This is a genomic window from Thalassospira sp. ABL2_045 (assembly GCF_056161285.1).
On sequence record NZ_JBSWYV010000021.1, the window covers coordinates 20,874 to 40,028 of the forward strand.

Annotated in this window: 23 protein-coding genes; 16 read left to right on the forward strand and 7 right to left on the reverse strand. The window is 53.5% G+C overall.

Going from position 1 to position 19,155, the window contains the following annotated elements; translation table 11 throughout:
* Window position 1: 1 nt before the first annotated feature.
* The 4 genes from ACXAIA_RS19930 (at window position 2) to ACXAIA_RS19945 (ending at window position 2,028) form a co-directional block, all read left to right on the forward strand.
* Complete coding sequence (locus ACXAIA_RS19930) at window positions 2-613, forward strand: hypothetical protein (RefSeq protein WP_475350894.1); 612 nt, start codon at window positions 2-4, stop codon at window positions 611-613.
* A gap of 104 nt (window positions 614-717) precedes the next feature.
* On the forward strand, window positions 718-1,032 hold the full coding sequence (locus ACXAIA_RS19935) for a hypothetical protein (RefSeq protein ID WP_475350895.1): 315 nt from the start codon (window positions 718-720) through the stop codon (window positions 1,030-1,032).
* A gap of 490 nt (window positions 1,033-1,522) precedes the next feature.
* The gene (locus tag ACXAIA_RS19940) at window positions 1,523-1,777 is read left to right on the forward strand and encodes a type II toxin-antitoxin system Phd/YefM family antitoxin (protein ID WP_475350896.1); all 255 of its coding nucleotides are present in this window, start codon (window positions 1,523-1,525) and stop codon (window positions 1,775-1,777) included.
* Window positions 1,774-2,028, forward strand: a complete 255-nt coding sequence (locus ACXAIA_RS19945; protein WP_475350897.1) for a Txe/YoeB family addiction module toxin — start codon at window positions 1,774-1,776, stop codon at window positions 2,026-2,028. Before ACXAIA_RS19940 ends, ACXAIA_RS19945 begins: the two co-directional genes overlap by 4 nt.
* A 57-nt stretch (window positions 2,029-2,085) precedes the next feature.
* Here the strand turns inward: ACXAIA_RS19945 and ACXAIA_RS19950 are convergent, their stop codons facing one another.
* Together ACXAIA_RS19950 and ACXAIA_RS19955 are read right to left on the reverse strand one after the other, a co-directional pair.
* Window positions 2,086-2,682, reverse strand: a complete 597-nt coding sequence (locus ACXAIA_RS19950) for a dimethylsulfonioproprionate lyase family protein (protein WP_475350898.1) — start codon at window positions 2,680-2,682, stop codon at window positions 2,086-2,088.
* A gap of 367 nt (window positions 2,683-3,049) precedes the next feature.
* Window positions 3,050-3,811: an IclR family transcriptional regulator gene (locus ACXAIA_RS19955; RefSeq protein WP_475350899.1), complete on the reverse strand. Its 762-nt coding sequence runs from the start codon at window positions 3,809-3,811 to the stop codon at window positions 3,050-3,052.
* Window positions 3,812-4,106: 295 nt separating this feature from the next.
* Here ACXAIA_RS19955 and ACXAIA_RS19960 point away from each other — a divergent pair, with 295 nt between their 5' ends.
* From ACXAIA_RS19960 to ACXAIA_RS19985, 6 genes are all read left to right on the forward strand, one after another.
* Window positions 4,107-5,834, forward strand: coding sequence for a thiamine pyrophosphate-requiring protein (locus ACXAIA_RS19960; RefSeq protein ID WP_475350900.1), 1,728 nt, complete (start codon window positions 4,107-4,109; stop codon window positions 5,832-5,834).
* A gap of 175 nt (window positions 5,835-6,009) precedes the next feature.
* Window positions 6,010-7,824: an alpha-amylase family glycosyl hydrolase gene (locus ACXAIA_RS19965; RefSeq protein WP_475350901.1), complete on the forward strand. Its 1,815-nt coding sequence runs from the start codon at window positions 6,010-6,012 to the stop codon at window positions 7,822-7,824.
* 293 nt (window positions 7,825-8,117) lie between these two features.
* Window positions 8,118-8,990 (forward strand): LysR family transcriptional regulator, encoded by an 873-nt coding sequence (locus tag ACXAIA_RS19970; protein ID WP_475350902.1) that lies wholly within the window; start codon window positions 8,118-8,120, stop codon window positions 8,988-8,990.
* A gap of 164 nt (window positions 8,991-9,154) precedes the next feature.
* Window positions 9,155-9,625, forward strand: a complete 471-nt coding sequence (locus ACXAIA_RS19975) for a hypothetical protein (protein WP_475350903.1) — start codon at window positions 9,155-9,157, stop codon at window positions 9,623-9,625.
* A gap of 87 nt (window positions 9,626-9,712) precedes the next feature.
* Window positions 9,713-9,985 carry a hypothetical protein gene (locus ACXAIA_RS19980; RefSeq protein WP_475345725.1) on the forward strand — a complete coding sequence of 91 codons (273 nt, stop codon included), beginning with the start codon at window positions 9,713-9,715 and terminating at the stop codon, window positions 9,983-9,985.
* Between the two features lie 59 nt (window positions 9,986-10,044).
* Window positions 10,045-10,482, forward strand: coding sequence for a PAS domain-containing protein (locus tag ACXAIA_RS19985; protein WP_475350904.1), 438 nt, complete (start codon window positions 10,045-10,047; stop codon window positions 10,480-10,482).
* An 18-nt stretch (window positions 10,483-10,500) separates the two neighbouring features.
* On the opposite strand, the gene ACXAIA_RS19990 is transcribed toward ACXAIA_RS19985, so the two are convergent.
* Together ACXAIA_RS19990 and ACXAIA_RS19995 are read right to left on the reverse strand one after the other, a co-directional pair.
* Window positions 10,501-11,730 carry a glycosyltransferase family protein gene (locus tag ACXAIA_RS19990; RefSeq protein WP_475345727.1) on the reverse strand — a complete coding sequence of 410 codons (1,230 nt, stop codon included), beginning with the start codon at window positions 11,728-11,730 and terminating at the stop codon, window positions 10,501-10,503.
* Window positions 11,723-12,553 (reverse strand): HAD-IIB family hydrolase, encoded by an 831-nt coding sequence (locus tag ACXAIA_RS19995; RefSeq protein WP_475350905.1) that lies wholly within the window; start codon window positions 12,551-12,553, stop codon window positions 11,723-11,725. The genes ACXAIA_RS19990 and ACXAIA_RS19995 overlap by 8 nt, the downstream gene beginning before the upstream one ends.
* Window positions 12,554-12,843: 290 nt before the next feature.
* Here ACXAIA_RS19995 and ACXAIA_RS20000 point away from each other — a divergent pair, with 290 nt between their 5' ends.
* The 4 genes from ACXAIA_RS20000 to ACXAIA_RS20015 all read left to right on the forward strand — a co-directional run bounded on the left by ACXAIA_RS20000 (window position 12,844) and on the right by ACXAIA_RS20015 (window position 16,069).
* Entirely contained in the window at window positions 12,844-13,701 is an 858-nt protein-coding gene (locus ACXAIA_RS20000) for a hypothetical protein (protein WP_475350906.1), read from the forward strand.
* A 212-nt stretch (window positions 13,702-13,913) separates the two neighbouring features.
* Entirely contained in the window at window positions 13,914-15,080 is a 1,167-nt protein-coding gene (pobA, locus tag ACXAIA_RS20005; protein WP_475350907.1) for a 4-hydroxybenzoate 3-monooxygenase, read from the forward strand.
* Window positions 15,081-15,287: 207 nt separating this feature from the next.
* Window positions 15,288-15,581: an ElaB/YgaM/YqjD family protein gene (locus ACXAIA_RS20010; RefSeq protein ID WP_475350908.1), complete on the forward strand. Its 294-nt coding sequence runs from the start codon at window positions 15,288-15,290 to the stop codon at window positions 15,579-15,581.
* Window positions 15,578-16,069 (forward strand): hypothetical protein, encoded by a 492-nt coding sequence (locus ACXAIA_RS20015; protein WP_475350909.1) that lies wholly within the window; start codon window positions 15,578-15,580, stop codon window positions 16,067-16,069. Before ACXAIA_RS20010 ends, ACXAIA_RS20015 begins: the two co-directional genes overlap by 4 nt.
* Before the next feature lie 41 nt (window positions 16,070-16,110).
* Here the strand turns inward: ACXAIA_RS20015 and hpt are convergent, their stop codons facing one another.
* Both hpt and ACXAIA_RS20025 read right to left on the reverse strand, forming a co-directional pair.
* Entirely contained in the window at window positions 16,111-16,647 is a 537-nt protein-coding gene (hpt, locus tag ACXAIA_RS20020) for a hypoxanthine phosphoribosyltransferase (protein ID WP_064790643.1), read from the reverse strand.
* Window positions 16,648-16,869: 222 nt separating this feature from the next.
* Window positions 16,870-17,613, reverse strand: coding sequence for a glutathione S-transferase (locus tag ACXAIA_RS20025; protein ID WP_475350910.1), 744 nt, complete (start codon window positions 17,611-17,613; stop codon window positions 16,870-16,872).
* Window positions 17,614-17,890: 277 nt separating this feature from the next.
* Here ACXAIA_RS20025 and ACXAIA_RS20030 point away from each other — a divergent pair, with 277 nt between their 5' ends.
* A complete protein-coding gene (locus ACXAIA_RS20030; protein WP_064790642.1) occupies window positions 17,891-18,109 on the forward strand; it encodes a DUF3126 family protein in 219 nt (72 codons plus the stop codon).
* Between the two features lie 18 nt (window positions 18,110-18,127).
* On the opposite strand, the gene ACXAIA_RS20035 is transcribed toward ACXAIA_RS20030, so the two are convergent.
* The gene (locus ACXAIA_RS20035; RefSeq protein ID WP_475350911.1) at window positions 18,128-18,460 is read right to left on the reverse strand and encodes a hypothetical protein; all 333 of its coding nucleotides are present in this window, start codon (window positions 18,458-18,460) and stop codon (window positions 18,128-18,130) included.
* On the opposite strand from ACXAIA_RS20035, the gene ACXAIA_RS20040 reads away from it, so the two are divergent.
* Window positions 18,451-19,101 carry a hypothetical protein gene (locus tag ACXAIA_RS20040; RefSeq protein ID WP_475350912.1) on the forward strand — a complete coding sequence of 217 codons (651 nt, stop codon included), beginning with the start codon at window positions 18,451-18,453 and terminating at the stop codon, window positions 19,099-19,101. The genes ACXAIA_RS20035 and ACXAIA_RS20040 overlap by 10 nt on opposite strands.
* Window positions 19,102-19,155: the final 54 nt, after the last annotated feature.

Consider the following 19,155-nt stretch of genomic DNA (forward strand, 5'->3'; position numbering starts at 1 on the left):
CATGAATGAACGTGCAAAACAGGCAGGGTTGGCAATTTTGCAGGATTTAGCCCTATGGAACCGATCCGCTGTCTTTTTAGAGCAGGAAATCGAAGGCACAGCATATCGTAAATGCGAAGATGCTTTAACCGTTTGGAGTAAGAGGCAAGACTGGCACCGTGGCGGAACGAAAAAGGCGGATTTGGAAAATATCTGGCTGGCCCCGAAACACTGGAATATTGGGGAAGATAATTGGCTTGCCGGTTTCTGGTTCTGTCGACGGCCGGATCACACGAGTAACTCATACGGGGTTGCTGATCTTGTTGGGCAGGGAGAAACCGATTTCGGCTTCTATTTTGATGTGGACTACAAGTATCTCGGCGGCAAGAAACAGTGGATGGCTTATATCTCTCGGTCTTCTAATCATGTTGATAGGCTTGCCGAGCATGGTTGGGAAAATTTGGGGGAGGGAATGTTCTTCTTTCCATCAAAACTGAATGTCGAAATGCTGATATCTGCTTGGGAATCTGGAAAGTGGACGCATCTGACAGACCCAATCACCGATCACCTCGAAAGTATCGTTGAAAATCTCGAATTGTTTGATGACTTCTTAGAAGGGGCAAAATCAGCATAGGGGAGGGCAGTCTTGGTTGGATTGTAAGAAAAGGGGGCGGTCCCCTTTTCACATTTTAATTGGCGTGAAAAAATTAAACATTGTTTTTAGCGTGGGAGAAAAGAATGGCGGAGCTTTCTCAAGCAAAACAGCAGGTGTTGAATCGATTTGAGAATCGCACCGATGATTGGAGCTTTGGTGAGTTTGAAACTGCCCTCAAAGAGGAAATGGGAAGTCGATACGGTAATTACCAAACTGCGAAATTTACAATAATTGATGCAGATAAATCTGGAAAGTGGCCGAAGACTGTAGCGCGCTACGTTCTAACCAACTTCCAATTGTTTGGGAACTCGCCGGGAGAGCTTTCCGGTATATGCTCACGTCTTTTTAGCTCAATGTCGGAAGAAGAAAAGAAAGGTTGGCAACCCAAAAAATCATAAAAAAGTGCACAGTCCCCTTTTTCGTCCGCAGCAGAGAACGAAACCGATTCATCAAATCGTTGAGGTGTATATCAGTAGGGTGTTGGATATTGCGCTCGGATATTTTCAGGTAACAACTTGTAAAGTTTTAATAGGATGTGGCGGTGAGAACTCCTGAATAACTTACCATTTTGTACACATAAAAAGTGTCCCTGTCGAAACTGGTCGGTGTTAGGAAAGTCTATTGTATCTGCGTCAATCGAGATCGACCCAATATAGTTCCCCAATATACTTGTGAAACAATGCAATGATTTTGATTCAGAAAAAAGGGGACAGACCCCTTTTAGCTTGTTCGCAATAGACTAGCCTTGATAGATGTACGCCCGCCTCCGCGGGCGTGACGCATGGATGGGATCGGGGGTGGAGCGCCTGAACGCACAATAATCGACTTGTTGTTCAATTGTACCAAGTGTCGTACAATTAGATTGAAGCCAAGTACAGGAGAGTTGTTGTGCGGGTTTTACCCTATAGCCGGGCCAGACAGGCATTTGCCGACTTGATGAAGGCGGTGAATGCCGATCATACACCGTTTCATATTACGCAAAAATCGGGTGATGATGTGGTGATCATCAGCAAGGCGGATTATGACGCCATGCAGGAAACCATGCATTTGCTGTCCAGTCCGGCCAATGCGCAGCGCCTTAACCGCTCGATTGCTGAACTGGAAGCAGGGAACGGGATTGAGCGACCGCTGGTCGAGGAATGAAGCTGGTCTGGAGCGAGGACGCATGGCAGGACACTCTGTACTGGCTGGCGACAGACAAGAAGATGGTCAAGCGGATTAACGCCCTGATCAAGGAAATCAAGCGCACGCCCTATGCCGGGACGGGAAAGCCCGAACCGTTGCGGCATAACTGGTCCGGGTACTGGTCGCGCCGGATCAGTCAGGCGGATCGGCTGGTATATAAGCACACCGATGACGCGATTTATATTGCGCAGGCACGGTATCATTACTGAAAAAGGGGGCGTCCCCTTTTGCATTTGTCCCCTTTTTGCATTTGGTAGAGCCTATGGTCAATTGTCCTGTGCCAGCAGGAGCCAGAAGGCGAAAAGCGGCGTTCGTCCGGCACGCATGGCGTGAAGAATGCCCGGCGGATTATAGAAGGAGCCGCCGGGGCCCGGCTGGAACCAGGGCCCGTCATCTTGGCTGAAATCACCTTGGGTCAGGACGAGGTAGGTTTCTTCCGGGGGATGGGTGTGATCGGGATAGCGCACGCCGGGTGCCAGCAGGGAGACGCCCAGCCAGACATCGCTGCGACGTTCGATCCCGCCGGGACCGATCAGCATGGCATTGGCATGGTTCTCTGCGAAATCCGCACTGGCATTGGCGGTTGTGCCGCTGCGGGGCTGCCAGCAAAGCGCGTTTTCCACGGCAAGGAAGGCGTCGGCCAGACGGCGCAAGTCGCCAGTCAAATCTGCCGAAGACAGGGCCTTGTCCAGCCAGAGGTCGCAGACCGGCAGACGGGCGGCGTTCCGTCCAGAGGCGGGACGACCCGTTTTCAGCGCAGCGAAGGCCCGCACGATGCTGTGGCGCGAGACCGCGTCGGTTGCATGGGTTGTGAAGGCCGTCTCGGCCGCCTCTACCAGGGTCTGAAGAGCAGGGGAGCGCATGCCCGCCTCCATTTGCGTTTCGATTACGAGACCTAGGGTCAGGCCCCTTTTTTGAACTTTAGTGGACATTTTAAACATTGCAAATGCGTTGAGGTGCCAAATGGAAATCGCAGAATCTATAACGTAACCGGAAGGTTTTTCATGCGGGCGTTGGTGAAGCTGTTTGCCACAGAAATGGGGATAGATTTATTTTTGATGATTTCCCAAGTCATGTGCAGGGCAGGTCGCGCCTTTATCGTGATGATGGGGTGATCTGAGTTTTATCCGGGATTCCCAGGGGCGTAAAACGCCCGCCTGCCTCCAAACGACACGACTTCCCCCGGTTCACTATTGGACCGGGGGTTCTTTTGTTTCATTTCCACGGTGATCAGTTTGTTCCGTAAAGTGCCTGTTGTGCAGAAAGGGCTGCGTCCTGTAACGCGCCCAGGAACCTGTCGCGGTTCTGATCAAGGGTTGTGGGCGATGCGCCAAATATCGACAGGGCCGAGATCATCTTGCCATGGGCGGTGGTGATCGGAACGGCGAGGGCATAGATGTCATTTTCGCGCTCGCCCTTGTTGGTGGCAAAGCCCTGGTCGCGGATGATGACGAGCTCAGCCTTTAGGGTGTTGATATCTGTGATGGTGTGGGCGGTCATGCGGCTCAGGTCGGCAGTTTTGAAATAGCGGTCCTGCCCCTCGGCATTCATATGTGCGAGCCACAATTTGCCGTGTGCGGTGCAAAACGCATCAAGGCGCGAACCAATCCGGATATCAACATAAAGCGGCCGGTCGGGCAGGGCCTTGGCAATGCAGACGGCCATGTCGCGATCAAATTCGGTCGCCATGCAGGCCTCACCGGTTTCGCGTGCGAGCTGATCAAGGATCGGCTGCAGGATGGTGGGCAGGTTGCCTTCTTGTAAAACACGTTCGCCCAGATCGGCAAACATATATCCCAACCGAAAGACGCCGCGCGATGTCACCCGTAATGCCCCGGCATGAACCAGCGTGTGCAGGAACCGGTGCGCGGTAATCATGTTGATGCCAAGCGCATCGGCCGTTTCCTTGGCGGTCAATTCGCTTTGCCCGGCGGCAAACAGATCAAGGATCTTGAACGCCTTGAGCACGGAACCATTGAGTTGGCTGGTCATCGGATCACTTTCCCATGCAAACAGTAAATATGCTGCCGCCCTGTCTTGACGGGCAGCGGATTTCAAGAATAAACTATATTATAAATAATATTTCAAATATAGAAATAAAGGAGTGTGCTGCATTTAATCTGTCCCGGCCCGCAGGGTTTGTTTTTGACGGCGTTTCGCAGCGTTACAGCGTTTGACCGATGTGCCGCATCGCTCTGCACGCTGTGCCTTGCCAAACGGCACGTCAAAAACAAACAAAATGGAACAGATTAAGTGCAGCAAGCTCCCGGAAAGCAAGAGGCGTCTGATGAAAAACGACAAGCAGGAAAATTCCGGTCAAATCACCCTGACCGCTGGTGGGGCGGTTCTGGCCCGCATGAAGGCGATCGGGATTGATTATATCTTTGCCAATTCCGGGACCGACTTCCCGCCGATCATCGAAGGCCTGGCCGAGGCCGCGGCAAAGGATATCGACCTGCCACACGCGCTGATCATGCCGCACGAAAATGCCGCGATGGGGATGGCGCATGGGTACTACCTTGCGACCGGCAAGACGCAGGCGGTGATGGCGCACACCAATGTCGGCCTTGCCAACTGTGCGATTGGGGCAATCAATGCCGCGACCGAACATGTGCCGGTCGTTCTGATGTCGGGCCGAACCCCGGTGATGGAAAAGGGGCGGCTGGGCGCACGTACCGTGCCGATTGGCTGGGGCCAGGAAATGCGTGATCAGGCGGCATTGGTGCGGGAAAGTTCGAAATGGGAGTATGAGCTTAAATTCCCCGAACAGGTGCCCGATGTCGTTGATCGCGCCTATGCCATCGCATCATCCGTGCCCAAGGGCCCGACCTATGTCAGCCTGCCGCGCGAAGTTCTGTGTGAGCCGTGTCCGGGGGACGAGATCAACGGGCCGCTTCGCATGCAGCCGGTTCCGGTCGCCCCGCCGCAAGCATCGGTCGAACAGGCTGCTGACGTTCTGGCCAATGCCAAGAACCCGGTGATCATCGCACAACGCGGCACCGGCACGGCAGAGGCCTTTGGGCGTTTTGGTGATCTGGTCGATCAGTGGGGCATCCCGGTGGTGCAATACTGGGCGATCCAGCTTGCCATTGGCACAGAACATCCGATGTTTGCTGGCATGGATCCGGCACCCTGGCTTAAGGATGCCGATGCGGTGGTGGTGATGGATTGCCTTGCCCCCTGGTCGCCCGATATCCATGATCTGCCGAGCAACTGCAAAGTCATTCAGATTGGGCAGAACCCACTTTATTCCCGCTTTCCGGGGCGTAATTTTGCCGCCGATATCTCGCTTGTTGGTGAAACCGGCGACGTGATCATGATGCTTTCTGAGGTCATGGATCGCCGTCATGCGGATCATAAGTCGGTTTGTGCAGATCGCCGCGAAAAGATCTCCGCCATCAATGCCGAAACCCGCAAAAAGGCCCTGTCCATGGCCGATGCCGGGGCGGTGGACCCGATGACCAAGGCCTATGTCTCGCGCTGTCTTTCGGATGCGATTGCGGATCGTGCTGCCACGGTATTCTCGGAGCTTGGCTGCCCGCTGGAGCCGCTGTCGCTTTCGGAACACAGCAGCTGGTATCAGGAGCCGCATTCCGGCGGGCTTGGCTGGTCCTTCCCAGCCTCGATGGGCTATCAACTGGCCGATAAGGACAAGCTGGTCGTCGCCACCATGGGCGACGGGTCCTACATGTTTGCCAACCCGACAGCCTGCCATCAGATTGCCGAGGCGCTTGAGCTTCCGGTCCTGATCCTTGTTCTGAACAACAATGAATGGGGGGCGGTGCGCCAGTCGGTCACGGGCATGTACCCGGATGGCTATGCGGCCAAAACCAATGAGATGCCGCTGACTGCGCTCAAACCGAGCCCGGACTTCACCAAGGTCGCCGAGGCCAGCCGTGCCTGGGTCGCCAAGGCCAAACGGGCAGAGGATTTGCCCGGTATCCTGCGCGATGCGATCAATCATATCGACACCAACCGCACCCATGCGCTGGTTGAAGTAACGATTGCGCCTTAAGCGTTTTGTGATTGTAATGCAGCTCTGGCGCCCGGTATCCTGTCGGGCGTCATCGTTTTGAACAGATGCCCTGTATTTTGGCATCGCTAAATGCCTGCTTGCATCGCAGGCAGTTTCATTATTTCATTGTTTCATAAGTTTAATCATTTGAATTGCCTGCCCGGAAGGAACCAGTATGGATCGTGTTGTCGGAACCTCGGGGCGTATTGCGTTTGCAAGCGCGATGCGCAACCTCCTTGCGGATGTGTATCCCGCGCACGACCATGCCGAACTGGTGCGTCGCGTGTTCGAGGTTTTGGGCCTGCCGATCGAGGGCGATGGGCCAGAACCCTGTGAGGAATACCTGCGAAAATGGGATCAGCGCGATGCGTTTCTGATCACCTATGGCGACAGCATCCAGCAGGACGGCAAAAAGGGCCTGCAAAGCCTTGGCGAATTTCATCGCAAATGGCTGAAAGACTGGCTGACAGGCATTCATATCCTGCCATTCCATCCCTTCACGTCTGATGATGGCTTTTCGGTCAGCGATTTCGATATGCTGCGCCCGGAACTGGGTGACTGGAGCGATGTCGAGGATCTGGCAAAACACGGTACGGTGATGGCCGATCTGGTGGCCAACCATATTTCGGCATCCCACCCGTGGTATCAGCAGTTTCTGGCCGGCGAGAAGCCTGGTGTTGATTATATCAAGACCGCAAGTCTTGAAGACGATTTGTCCGATGTCGTGCGCCCGCGTAGCCATGCCTTGCTCAACCACGTGGTAACCAAGAACGGCGAAAAGCAGGTCTGGTGTACCTTCAGCTACGATCAGGTCGATCTGGATTACGGCAATCCGGACGTGTTTTTCGAGATGCTCAAGGTCGTGCTGAATTACCTCAGGCATGGCGTGCGCGTGGTGCGGTTGGATGCGATTGGCTTTATCTGGAAAGAAGTCGGCAGCACGTCGATCAATCTTGAACAGACCCACAAACTGATCAAGGCGATGCGTCTGGCCTGTAATGCCGTGCATCCCGATGTGCTGTTTATTACGGAAACCAATTTGCCGCTTCTGGAAAACCTGTCCTATTTCGGCAATCAGGATGAAGCGCATCTGATTTATAACTTCTCGCTGCCGCCGGTAATCATTCACGCGTTGCTGAGCGGGCGGAGCGACTATATCCGCAAATGCATCATGGCGATGCCACCTGCGCCTGCGGGCTGTACGTTCTTTAACTTTACCGCAAGCCACGATGGCATCGGGTTGCGCCCGGCCGAAAACCTGATCCCGGATGACGAAATTGAAGGCCTGCGTGATCACGCGGTCAAGATGGGCGGGCAGGTCAGTTACCGGGCGCTCAAGGGCGGTGGACAGAAGCCTTATGAGCTTAATGTCACGCTGTTTAGCATGCTGGCTGAAAACTTTGCCGGTGAAACCACCATGGGGCTGGAACGCTTTGTGATGAGCCAGGCGATCGCCATGTCGCTTGAAGGCATTCCGGCAATTTACGTTCAAACCATTCTAGCAACGGAAAATGATCAGGATGCTTATACTGAAACCGGCATTCCACGGCGCCTGAACCGCAAAATCTGGAAGCTTGATGATGCGGAAGAAACGCTGACGCGTGAAGGCCCAGCACGCTCGGCTTTTGATCAGTTGCGTGCCCTGATGTCGATCCGTCAGGGACAGCCCGCTTTCCATCCGAATGCCACGCAATACACACTCAACCTTGGCCAGAACCTGTTGGGCATCTGGCGGCAATCGCATCTGAATGAACAAAGCATCTTCTGCGTGTTTAATTTAACAGAAGACCCGCAGGACCTCGATCTGTCAAAGATCAACCTGATCATGACCGAAGGCTGGCAGGATCTGATCACTCAGCAGGTGGTGGGCGACTATAACGGCATGATGAGGCTGGCGCCCTATCAGATCGTCTGGATATCGAACATGGATGGCCGCAACCGCACCGAAAGCCGCCTTCTGCAGCGCTATCGTGATGCCATGCCGGTTTAGCACACCTCAGTGCCCAATCCACAGCATTCGTATCCGTACGAGAATTGAGACAAGCTTTCGCGGCGTCTCTGTCTCGCATGACGCAAGTGGTATCGGCGTGCGGGACTTTATCTGATCGTTTGCAGTTCGGTTTTCTGTTTGCGATCTAAACAGCGTGTATTGGTGCCCCAGGAACTGAATGAAGTTTGGCTGATCATCCAAAATAATTCTCCGTTAAAAATCAAGCACCAGCCATTTGTCCCATGTGATATGATGAAAAATGAAGTTCACATTTTGGGTTATATTTTTCAAAAATGAAAAATGCAGATTGGAGCGCTTATCAGTTGTTCATGGCGGTGGCGCGTCATGGCGGGCTTTCGGCCGCTGCGGAGAGTTTGGGCAGCAGCCCGGCCACTCTTGGGCGTCACATCCTTGCTTTTGAACAGTCAACCGGGCGGCATTTATTCGTGCGAAGCCCGAGCGGTTATGAGTTGACCGTTGATGGGCAGCACCTTTTTGAAGAACTGCTTGAAATGGAAGCAGCGGCAAGACGTCTGGATGCGTGGTACGGCAAATCAGATGGGCATTCTGTTGTTCGATTGGCGGCGGGCAGTTGGGTGGCGCGTCTTATTGCTCAGAATTTCTCAAAGATTTCTGCAGCGCATGACCCGTTTGGCATTGAGATGCATATTTCCGAAGAACGCGCCAAGCTGCAGCATCGCGAGAACGATATTGGTATTCGCGCTGTCGCACCAACAGAGCGAAACCTGGCAAGTGTCAAAACCGGCGAGGTGGCATACTGCGCCTATCGATCAAGAAACATGCCTTCGACCAATCAGGATCGTTGGATTGCGATAAATGCAGATTATGCTGTGTCGCCATACCTAGTCTGGCCACACAAACATTTTAGTGATCAAGTGATGGTCACGGTTGATCGGGCACGAGACATGCTTGACCTTGCGGTGGCTGGAACAGGAAATGCGGTGCTGCCTTGTTTTGTTGGCGATGTAGAGCCACAGCTTGAACGTGTTGACGAGGATCTTTCAGACCTTCGGCACGGTCAATGGATTGTCGTAAATGACGGTGACAGACATCGCGAGAGTATCCGTCGCGTTATGGACCGGGTGACCCGGTTGTTGAAATCCCACGCAAAGCTGTTTGCCGGGCAGCGCTCGCAAACCAGTTAGGTTGATTGCTGTCGGAGATATGCCTGTCGTTCCGCTGTCTATTGTGCTGCTTAAAATCATTAAACCATAGTGCATGCTTGACGTGCGCAAACACTGTTGCACGCAGGTAAAATTTCCTTGTATACGGTGGTTTAGAGTTGAAGAGATCAGGGGCATGACGCGCAATGGCTTACGCGCAGGAAGTTCGGATTCCACACTTGCCCGATGATACCGACCACCGTGTTCGGGCATATGTAGAAATCTGGTGGGATGCGGCCCGCAATGGGCAATTGCCTGAGCGCAAGCGATTGAATGCAGACGTTTTGTCGCGATGGCTCGACGATATCTGTATTTATGAATATCTGCCTGAAAACCGGGATTTCGTTATTCGCATTGATGCGCCCAACCTCATCGAGGCCAGTGGTGAATGTTACAAGGGCTGTTCGCCGCGTCAGATCGATCTTGATTTCGGGACAACCGTTTATCCGACGCTTCTAGAAGTCATCGATACCGGAAAGCCGGCCTTTCAGCGTGTCGGGTACCAGCGTGCGGTATGGGAAGAGTGGCTGCGCATTTTGTTGCCCGTCCAGACCACGGATCGGTCCGGGAAGGTGATCAAGCAGGTTTTTGTTACCCATTTTCTGTATCGCGCATAATCATTGGCAAATTGATCCGCAAAGCTTGTTTCTGGCGTGAGTGTCCCCAAGTGGATGCTGAAATGAGTTTTGGGAATTTTACCGCCAATGTTCGACACCTCCGATATTGAATTGACCCGTTTGCCCAAGGGTGGAGACGGACATATCCGTGCGCTTGCCGATGTTTGCCGCAAAGCGCCGGGCGCGTGCCGTATGGGTAACGTGTCCTCGTGTGCCGTTCTGATCGCCGGGCGACAGGGGTTCTGGCACGATGATAGCGGCATCTGCGAATACCAGCCCCAAGCATCCAATCATTTTCAGATGCCTGTCCGTCAGGTGATTGGCGGGCGGTTCGTCTGTGCGCCAATGCATGCTGTGTAACAGGGGGATTTGAGTTGGAGTCAAGTGCCGTTCAGGAAAAGGAAATCTCGCAAGATGAGTTGGACGATAACGTGCCAGCCAAAGCTCGTGAGTTGCTTGCCTTTTGGAACAAACATGCATCAGGGCGACAATTGCCCACGCGTGGCGATTTTCGTCCGGGCAATCTGAGGGCATGGATCGAAGATATCTCGATCTTTGAGTATATTCCCGAGAAGGATGATTTTCAGATACGTATCGAAGGCGAAAATATCGCGGCCCTGACCGGAGAGGACTGGCGCGGTGGATTTGCCCGTGAACTCGACAGCCAGTTTTCAACCAGCCTGCATGCGTCAATGACCGTTCTGCGAATGACGGGCGAGCCACAGCTTCATCATTTGCAGGTGTTCCAGAAGAACTGGCAGAGCGCGATCCGCTTACTGTTGCCAGTTTTGCTGCAAAAGCCGGGCAAGGAAGACATTCTTCAGGTCTTCCTTGCTATTTTCCCGATCGAAGAATAGGGCGGCGCCTAGCCCCGGTTATTTGCCGATTTCCATGTCATGAAGGTCATCTTCAACAGCACTTGAAAGCTGTTCAAAGATATCCCCCATCGCACTTTCAACGCGCTGCCAGCTTGGGATGAACGGGCTTTCGAGCGGGTTTTCAAGATAGTGCTGACCGGCACTGATGATCACTTCTGACAGGACTTCAACGCAGTTTTCTTCCTCGTCACGATTGATCTTGAGCCCGTTAAACAAAGCATCGGCGCGGTACTGCTCGATCAAATCAAGTGCAACGCGGTAATAGGTTGCCTTGAGTGTGCGGAAGGTTTCCGGGGTAAAGACCGTGCCCTGGGTGGCGAGTTTGCGGAACAGCGATTTCGCGATGTCACTTGCCATGCGTGACAGTCCGTCATCCTTTTGCGCCGGGTCGAATTCGCGGTGCTTGTGATCATAGATATCGGCGATATCAACCTGGGCCAGACGATGGACCGTATGGTTACGATACATTTCCGAAAGCATGGAAACTTCAAGGCCCCAGTCGGACGCCACACGCAGGCCATAGGCAACATCTGTGCGGATCGCCATTTCCCCGGACAGCGCATAGCGGAAGCAATCAAGATAGTTCAGGAAATCGGTCTTGCCGACGACCTGTTTCAGTGCCCGGATCAACGGTGTGACAAACAGGCGGCACACGCGGCCCTTGAGCGTGCCATTGGCAACGCGCGCGTAATAGCCCTTGGCAAAGGCAAAGTTGAACGCCGGGTTGGCGATCGGATACATCAGCTTGGCCGGCAGGTCCGGGGTATAGGTCGCGATGTCGCAATCATGAATGCCAATCACCGAGCTGCGGCCAGACGCCAGTGTATAACCAAGGCAGTACCAGACGTTACGGCCTTTGCCCGGCTCGTAACGGGCGAGGTTGTTATCAGCCAGCCGATCATGCACGTTGCGCAGGCGCGGGCCGTCATTCCACAGGATGCGAACATGCTGCGGCAGGTCCTTGAAAAACTCGCGGGCATGGAGGTATTGCTGCGCATCGGCACGATCAAGCCCAACGACAATCTGATCAATATAGGTCGCCTGTTTAAGCCCCTCGACAATGGTGGTCATGGCCGGGGTTTCGAGTTCGGAATACAGGCAGGGCAGGATCAGGGTCTGACGCCGTTGGCGGGCGAAGGCGCTCATTTCATAGGCGAGTTCTTCCGGGTTGCGGTCAAGAATGCGATGAAGGGTTGTAATCGGGCCACCCTGATGGAAATCAGCCATGAAGTACCTCGCTGTTTTTATTGGTATTGATTATCTGATCCAGAATTTCATTAACCGCCACGTTCCATCCCGACGGGCCCGGCTCGGGCGCAATGCGCAGGTTTGGGTGCTCAAGCAGCGGTAGCGTGCGCTTTCCATGCTTTAATGGAATTTGTACGGCGTAGTCGGCCTCGGCCAGCATCGGAATGTCGTTTGGAGAATCTCCGAGCGCGATTGTCGTGAAGCGCTGCTGGGATGCATCATCAAGCCAGGTAATCGTCAAACGTTCGACCATACGCCGCATCGCCTGTCCCTTGCTCGACGTCCCGCACAATGTATGGAATCTTCCGCCTTTCACCAGCTTAAGACCAGACTTTTCCGCGATCTTGCGGGCAAGTGCGATGTCCTTCGCTGCAGGCTGCCAGATCAGCGGGTCCGAGCAATATCGCTGGCCTGCGCGTATTGCATCTTCAAGCGGTAAACCGGTTTCTGCCGCAATGACTTCCGGGTTGACAGTGCGGAAACTTTCAACGGGGACAGCGACAGCAGACCGGATGTTTTCGCGGGCGCGATCAACCGTTTCGGTTGCCGGGCCATATTGTTCGACATTGCCGTTAAGCGCGATTACGCCGCCGTTTTCACCGATAAGTCCGTCAAAGAGGCCTGATGTCTCATTGATATATTCAAGTTCGGCGACTGTTTTTGAAGATACCGCGATCAGTGGGATGGAAAGCAGCTTCAAGCGGTCCAGTGCCGGACGGGCATCCACCCAGCTATAGGTGTCATGATCAAGCAATGTGCCGTCAAGATCGGTAAAAATGGCGATGGCGCGGCTGTGAGGCATCTTCCCATTTGTCGCAGTTTTAAAGGGGTTTGACCTAATTGTGCAGGGCCGAAAGAAATAACTTAGCATAGTGCTGGTAAAGGATCGACAGGTCGCGGCATGAATTTTTTAGTCCCGCGGGAGGGTTGAGGAGTATGTAAGAAGTTCTGCTGTTTTCGCGGTGCAAGTTTGGACTTTTATTGTTTTTGTAGCAAACTCTGGATCGCTTGCTACTTCAGGCCGTATCACACAGTCCTGTTTTCGGCGCATCAAAGTGTCATTCTTTTAACCTTGCAGGAGGCCAAAGAACGGTGGGAACAAAACAGACAGCATATTTTTTGAGATCCTCTGTCGTTTTGACATCGATTGCGGTCAGTTGTTTGACGATCACAGCGTCGCTTGCGCAACCAGATCCGTCAAAAGCTTCCGGCTCCGGTATCGAAGTGCATTTTGCTGTTGCCGAATGGCCCCCGCTGGTAACAGAAAACCGCCTGGAATTCGGTACGATTTCGGGGCGCATTAGCAAGATTTTCAGCGCTATGGGATTGGACGCACGGTTCGAGTTCCTGTCATGGCCTCGCGCAATGGAATTGACACGCCGCGGAGAGTATGTTGCGACCTTCCCGTGGTGGCAAACATCCGAAAGAAGCGATGAATTTCATATTCCCGAGTTCCCGGTGGCCTCTTCAAACCACAAGGGATTTTATAAGCTTTCCCGTTTTCCAGATGGATTGGAAATCAATGATTTTGGCGACGTTGCCGATCTGGGGTTGCGTCCGGTGGTGGTTGCCAGTTATTGGCACGAAAAAGAATTTAAAAAGCTTGATGTCGGTGTCGATGTTGTTGCCAATCCTGAATCGGCTTGGCGTTTTCTGAATGCAGACCGGGCTGATATTCTTTTCGAAGACGAAGAACCCGGATGGTTTGATCTAACAGAGACACTGGGTGCCGATGTTGCAAAAACCTACGCGACAACAGACATTGTGCCGACCAGTAACCTGTTTATCCTTTTTTCCCGACATCATCCAGATGGTCAGAAACTGAGAAAGGCCTTTGATGAGTTCATGTCGTCGGAAGAGGGACAGGGCATATACGAGCTTTGGTCAATTCTGCCTGATGGACGGCAGACGTTGCAAGATGAAATGGTCGCATTGCCAGTCAAAGATTGAGATGAAATGAAGTTCTCGCTGAGCGGTAACTGATCATCCCAGATTGGTTCCGAAATATAACCAAAATCAGATAGGTGTTCGATTTGTCCAATCATTGTCCCGGTTTGTCCATTCTGTCCTAACCGCAACAGGCGTATTCTTTGCGCAATGGAATGGTTCTTGTTCCAATTCAAAAACAGAAGCAAAAACCGTGATCTTGTGAGGAAATCGTCATGCATGTCCCTGTCGTAATCATTGGCTCCGGCCCGGCCGGCCTGTTGCTGTCGCATCTTCTGCATGTGCAGGGGATCGATTCCGTTATCCTTGAACGCAAAAGCCGCGACTATGTCGAAAGCCGCATTCGTGCAGGTGTCCTGGAAATGGGGTCTGTCGAACTGATGAAACGTGTGGGCGTCGATGCCCGCATGAACAAGGAAGGCATCATTCATGGCGGTATCTATATCAGTGTCAATGGCAAGCGCACCCATGTGAACATGGAAGAACTGACCGGTGGATCGACGGTGATGATCTATGGTCAGACCGAGGTCACCAAGGACCTGATCCAGGCGCGTCTTGATCACGGCGGTGAAATTATCTTTGAGGCCGAGGATGTCAGCCTGCATGATGTTAATGGCGAGACGCCAAGTGTTCGATATGTCAAGGATGGCAACGCACTGGAGTTGACCTGCGATTATATTGCAGCCTGTGACGGTTTCCATGGTGTCGGGCGCAAGACCCTGCCGGGTGTGCAGGAGTTTGAAAAGGTCTATCCGTTTGGCTGGCTGGGTGTTCTGGCCCATGCAAAACCGGTTGCCGATGAACTGATCTATGCCAAGCATGATCGCGGCTTTGCCCTGTGTTCAATGCGCTCGGACAAGGTGGTGCGCCACTATGTTCAGGTGCCGATGACCGACAAGATTGAAGACTGGTCTGATGATCGCTTCTGGAACGAGCTTCGCACCCGCCTTGGCGAGGAAGACGCCGAACTTGTCAACGAAGGCGAAGTGTTTGAAAAAAGCATCGCCCCGCTGCGCAGCTTCGTTGCCGAACCGATGCAGCATGGTCGCCTGTTCCTGGCGGGTGATGCTGCCCATATCGTGCCGCCGACCGGGGCAAAGGGGCTTAACCTTGCGGCAAGTGATGTGCACTACCTGTCCGAAGCCCTGATCGCGAAATACAAATCCAACCGTGAAGACCGGCTGGCGAGCTATTCCGAGACGGCCTTGGCGCGTGTCTGGAAGGCAGAGCGGTTCTCGTGGTGGATGACCTCGATGCTGCACACCTTTGGCGACCAGAAGGAATTTGACGGTCGCATCCGGGATGCAGAACTTGAATATATCCTGTCGTCAAAAGCAGGTTTGAAAACCCTGTCGGAAAACTACGTTGGTTTGCCTTACTGATCGGCGTAACGGGGATACCCACCCCCGAAAGAGAAGTGCCGCTCTGCAAACCGCGCAGAAATCCGACAGGTTATGAAACGGTCCGCAACCCACGCGGGCCGTTTCTTTTTTATGATGCCTCGAAATCATCACATTTGCCATGGGAACCAATCGCCATGTCAGCACGTTACCTGTGTGTTGCTGTTTTCAAGACAATAGGAGAAAACCATGGCGACCAAGACCGAGACGACTGCTGATACTGCAAAACTTCAGGCGGATGTCGATGCCCTGCGCAGCGATCTGGCCGAAATCACCAAGACCCTGAAAACCATGGGTAGCCAGACGGCAGAAACCAAGACGCAGGCTGCGGCAGAACGCATTCGCGAAGTTTCCGGTCAGGCGCGCGAGCAGTTTGACCATGCACGCGGTGTGGCCGTGGATCAGGTTCGTGAGAACCCGCTGGCTTCTGTTGCTGTGACCTTTGGTGTCGGCCTTCTTGTCGGCCGTCTGCTGCAGAAATGATCGATCAGCTGACCGATATACTCGTCGATCAGGCAAAGGCCGCCGCCCGCAAGGGCGCGGCTTTTGCTGCGATCGCGGTTGTGATGCTGATCGGGGCCGGTTTCTTGCTGGCAGCGATCTATATGGCGCTTGCCGCATCCTTTGGCGCGATTGCAGCGGCGATGGCGATTGGCGGCACAATGGTGACGCTGGGGCTGGTGGCGCTTGCCATCATGTTGCAGCGTGACCCGGGTGAGGCGGTCGATCAAATGAGCGCCGAAGAACAAGCCGCCCAGGCCCGCAAGTCCGAAGATGACATGTTGTTTGATCTTCTGGTGCATTCGGCCATGACCGGATATGCGACCGGGCAAGGCAATAAGCCACGCATGCAATCGGGCTTTGACCAGATGATTACCGATCTTGGCGCGCTTGGTATTTTTGATCCGCCCAAAGGACGGATGGAAACCGAGCAGTCGGACCATGATCCGGAAAAGAAAATGGCGGGATAGCAAAAGCTTCCCGCCATTTTTGTGTTCTGATGTGACCTGGCTTATTCGCCGTGGAAATGCACCGTGCCGATAAAGGGCAGGTTGCGGTTGTTCTGGGCATAGTCGATGCCATAACCGACAACGAATTCATCGGGAATATCAAAGCCGCAGAAATCAATCGGGATTTCAACTTCGCGGCGCGACGGCTTGTTCAAAAGCGTGCAGATTTCCAGACGGTTCGGGTCGCGGGTTTTAAGAAGCCGGACAACTTCCGAAAGCGTGTAGCCGGTATCAATGATGTCTTCGACCAGCACCACGTCCTTGCCACGGATCTGGCCATCCAGATCCTTGACGATACGCACATTGCGAGAGCTTTCCGTGGAATCGCCATAGCTTGATGCGACCATGAAATCGACCTCGACCGGGACAGTCAGTTTGCGCACCAGATCGGCGATGAAAACAAAAGAGCCGCGCAGAAGCCCGACGACAATCAGCTTTTCTGTGTCCTTGAAGCTTTCATTGATCTCGGCGGCAAGCGTATCGATTTTGGTGGCAATTTCGTCCGCCGTTATCAGCGGCTTGACATCATAGTCGGCCATAAATTCCGGTCCTGAAGCGTTATGGGGTGGTATCTCGCTTGCTAGCATAAGCCGGTCACAATGACCAGCCTGTGAATGGTAACAGAAGTATAATCCCGTAGGTCAAAGGCCGCCAAATCGCGCCATCCGCGAAGCCGATTAGTGCGATTGCACGCAAAAGTATTTTTGTGGTTCTAAATTGTTTTGCAGGGCCGTAATGCCAAGACCTTGCTGCCGCGTTTTCTACGCGGCCTTGAAGATCACCGGTGTGTCACCTTCGTGCCATTGATCATATTTGATCATGGCCTGCTCAAAGAAGGAAGATGCCAGGAAATCATCCAGCCAGCGTTGAACATGCACGAACGGCATGGCGTCAAAGGCGTCTTTGTCGGTATTGGCAAACTGGCGAATGAACGGTGCAATGGCGAAATCAGCCAGCGCCGGGCGCGACCCGAACAGGTATTTCCCAACCGCAAGCCGCCCATCAAGGCGGTTGAGGATCTTTTCCGCGTCGCGGCGATGTTCGGCCGGGTCAACATCTTCGTAGCGGTTAAAATACTTGTAGCGATCCAGATGATGCTTGAACGGACCGTCATTTTGGGCAATCAGGGCCAGCATATCGTCAAGCGAGCCGCTTTCCGGTGTCAGCCATTCCAGCGGATCATTTTCCGCCAAGGCCCAGACCATGATTTCAAGGCTTTCATCAATTACCGAACCATCGGGCAGGATCAGGACCGGCACGGTGGCCTTTGGGGATGCTGCGATCATGCTTTGCGGCTTGTCGCGGAGGACAACTTCGCGGAGTTCGACATCAATGTCGGCGGCCAAAAGCGCCATACGCGCACGCATCGCATAAGGACAGCGGCGAAAACTGTAAAGGATGGGCCGGGACTGCGAAGCCGCGTCTGTTGTGGCCTTCGCCGGGGGAAGGTCGGTCGTCGCGCTGGACGGTGATTCTGACTTGGTCGTTAGCTCAATCTCGGACATATATTCGGATTAAACCGTGCATGACGCGATTGCAATAGACATTCTGATGCCGCGACATTTGCGCGGCCCCTTGGTGCCCTGACGCGTAGAATGGGAAAATTGGTCGGTTTTGCGACTTTTTTGGCCCGGTGGGCTTGATTTCACTGCCCGGTTTGTGAAAGGACAGTGCACCAGATTTCACAACAGGCACAGGAAAGAGGGCAGACGCCAAAGCGCGTATGCGATATTCTGTGAACCTGCAGATAACAGCCGTTGGAAAGAACAAGGGGCAAGTCCTATGACACCGTCAGAGATCGCACGCGTCGAAGATTACCTGCGTCGCACATTTGAGAACCCGAAAATCGCCGTTGATGTGCCCAAGAAAAAGCATCTTCCGGTTGAGATGCGCGTTGGCGACGAATTCGTCGGTGTTGTTCACCGTGATGAGGATGAAGGCGAAGTCAGCTACTCGCTGAACCTTGTCATCCTCGAAGAAGACCTGCCGCCGGCAAAATAATCTGTGATCTGATCGCATTCAAAGCGCCCCGTGCCTGAACTGGCCGGGGCGTTTTGTTTTTCTGAGATTTGTCACGGGGCTGAATGATTTTGTGCACTGCCGCGACGCGGGGAGGGGCTTTGCCATGAAATCACCGGCGTGATCGTCAAGGCCGGCCGTGATGTCGAATTTCTCAATGACGGTGACGTTTGCTCCGTACCGTTCAATATTGCGTGCGGCCGATGCCGTAACTGTTTCGATGGGGATGGATATACCGCATCTGGAAACAAATTTGTTGGCAACACGTTGAAGTGAAAGTGCCTTAAGCACGCTTAAGACGAATTTGTTTTCAGGGGAGCTCCATGGGGTCATGGATTGAACAGCACGCCACCTTGCTGCAGGTGGGTGTCAGCATCGCAACATTGATGATCTGGATTTTCTATGCGCAATTGCTGTTTCAGAGCTACCGCCGCGCACGACGTCCGAAAATCGTCATCAATCAGATGCTGGGCGAGTCAGACAAGGCCCGCTTTCTGATCAGCAATATGAGCCAGGAAGCCATCCATATCGACAAGGTGCTTGTCTGTGTCGGCGATCCGCAAAACCAGATTTGTGAACAGGTCACCGACGCCGATCCGGAACAGATTTTCAAGGATCGTGATCAGGATGAGACGCCGCTTTCGACCAGCTTGGAAGAAGTGACATTGCAGGGGCCACTTGATGCCGGACATTGCATCGAGTTGGGGGCGTTGCAAAACCTGCTTGCGCGAATCAAACGGCGTTCGGAAGCCTCCCAGGCGACTCAGAATAATGATCTGGGCGCGACTGATCACCAAAGGATCGAAATCACGGTAATCGGTGTTTACAGTTCTGAAAAAGGGGTGATCGGTGCAAGTCGGGCTTTCATCTGTGATCAGGATGGCAATCTTCGTCCCGAAGACGTCCAGACAACCCAGCATGCCGGGTTTTTCGCCCGCAAGCGCATGGCGCGCCTGCATGCGCAATATGTGTGATGAAACGAAAACGGGCCCCGCAAAACGGGGCCCGAATGGTGTGAGTTTGTTGTT

Bases quoted from the DNA above. Each gene is read 5' to 3' on its own strand.
- ACXAIA_RS19930 (WP_475350894.1), top strand. From the start codon at position 2: ATGAATGAACGTGCAAAACAGGCAGGGTTGGCAATTTTGCAGGATTTA.
- ACXAIA_RS19935 (WP_475350895.1), top strand. From the start codon at position 718: ATGGCGGAGCTTTCTCAAGCAAAACAGCAGGTGTTGAATCGATTTGAG.
- ACXAIA_RS19945 (WP_475350897.1), top strand. From the start codon at position 1,774: ATGAAGCTGGTCTGGAGCGAGGACGCATGGCAGGACACTCTGTACTGG.
- ACXAIA_RS19950 (WP_475350898.1), bottom strand. From the start codon at position 2,682: ATGCGCTCCCCTGCTCTTCAGACCCTGGTAGAGGCGGCCGAGACGGCC.
- ACXAIA_RS19955 (WP_475350899.1), bottom strand. From the start codon at position 3,811: ATGACCAGCCAACTCAATGGTTCCGTGCTCAAGGCGTTCAAGATCCTT.
- ACXAIA_RS19960 (WP_475350900.1), top strand. From the start codon at position 4,107: ATGAAAAACGACAAGCAGGAAAATTCCGGTCAAATCACCCTGACCGCT.
- ACXAIA_RS19965 (WP_475350901.1), top strand. From the start codon at position 6,010: ATGGATCGTGTTGTCGGAACCTCGGGGCGTATTGCGTTTGCAAGCGCG.
- ACXAIA_RS19970 (WP_475350902.1), top strand. From the start codon at position 8,118: ATGAAAAATGCAGATTGGAGCGCTTATCAGTTGTTCATGGCGGTGGCG.
- ACXAIA_RS19975 (WP_475350903.1), top strand. From the start codon at position 9,155: ATGGCTTACGCGCAGGAAGTTCGGATTCCACACTTGCCCGATGATACC.
- ACXAIA_RS19980 (WP_475345725.1), top strand. From the start codon at position 9,713: ATGTTCGACACCTCCGATATTGAATTGACCCGTTTGCCCAAGGGTGGA.
- ACXAIA_RS19990 (WP_475345727.1), bottom strand. From the start codon at position 11,730: ATGGCTGATTTCCATCAGGGTGGCCCGATTACAACCCTTCATCGCATT.
- ACXAIA_RS19995 (WP_475350905.1), bottom strand. From the start codon at position 12,553: ATGCCTCACAGCCGCGCCATCGCCATTTTTACCGATCTTGACGGCACA.
- pobA (WP_475350907.1), top strand. From the start codon at position 13,914: ATGCATGTCCCTGTCGTAATCATTGGCTCCGGCCCGGCCGGCCTGTTG.
- ACXAIA_RS20010 (WP_475350908.1), top strand. From the start codon at position 15,288: ATGGCGACCAAGACCGAGACGACTGCTGATACTGCAAAACTTCAGGCG.
- ACXAIA_RS20015 (WP_475350909.1), top strand. From the start codon at position 15,578: ATGATCGATCAGCTGACCGATATACTCGTCGATCAGGCAAAGGCCGCC.
- hpt (WP_064790643.1), bottom strand. From the start codon at position 16,647: ATGGCCGACTATGATGTCAAGCCGCTGATAACGGCGGACGAAATTGCC.
- ACXAIA_RS20025 (WP_475350910.1), bottom strand. From the start codon at position 17,613: ATGTCCGAGATTGAGCTAACGACCAAGTCAGAATCACCGTCCAGCGCG.
- ACXAIA_RS20030 (WP_064790642.1), top strand. From the start codon at position 17,891: ATGACACCGTCAGAGATCGCACGCGTCGAAGATTACCTGCGTCGCACA.
- ACXAIA_RS20040 (WP_475350912.1), top strand. From the start codon at position 18,451: ATGGGGTCATGGATTGAACAGCACGCCACCTTGCTGCAGGTGGGTGTC.
- ACXAIA_RS20035 (WP_475350911.1), bottom strand. From the start codon at position 18,460: ATGACCCCATGGAGCTCCCCTGAAAACAAATTCGTCTTAAGCGTGCTT.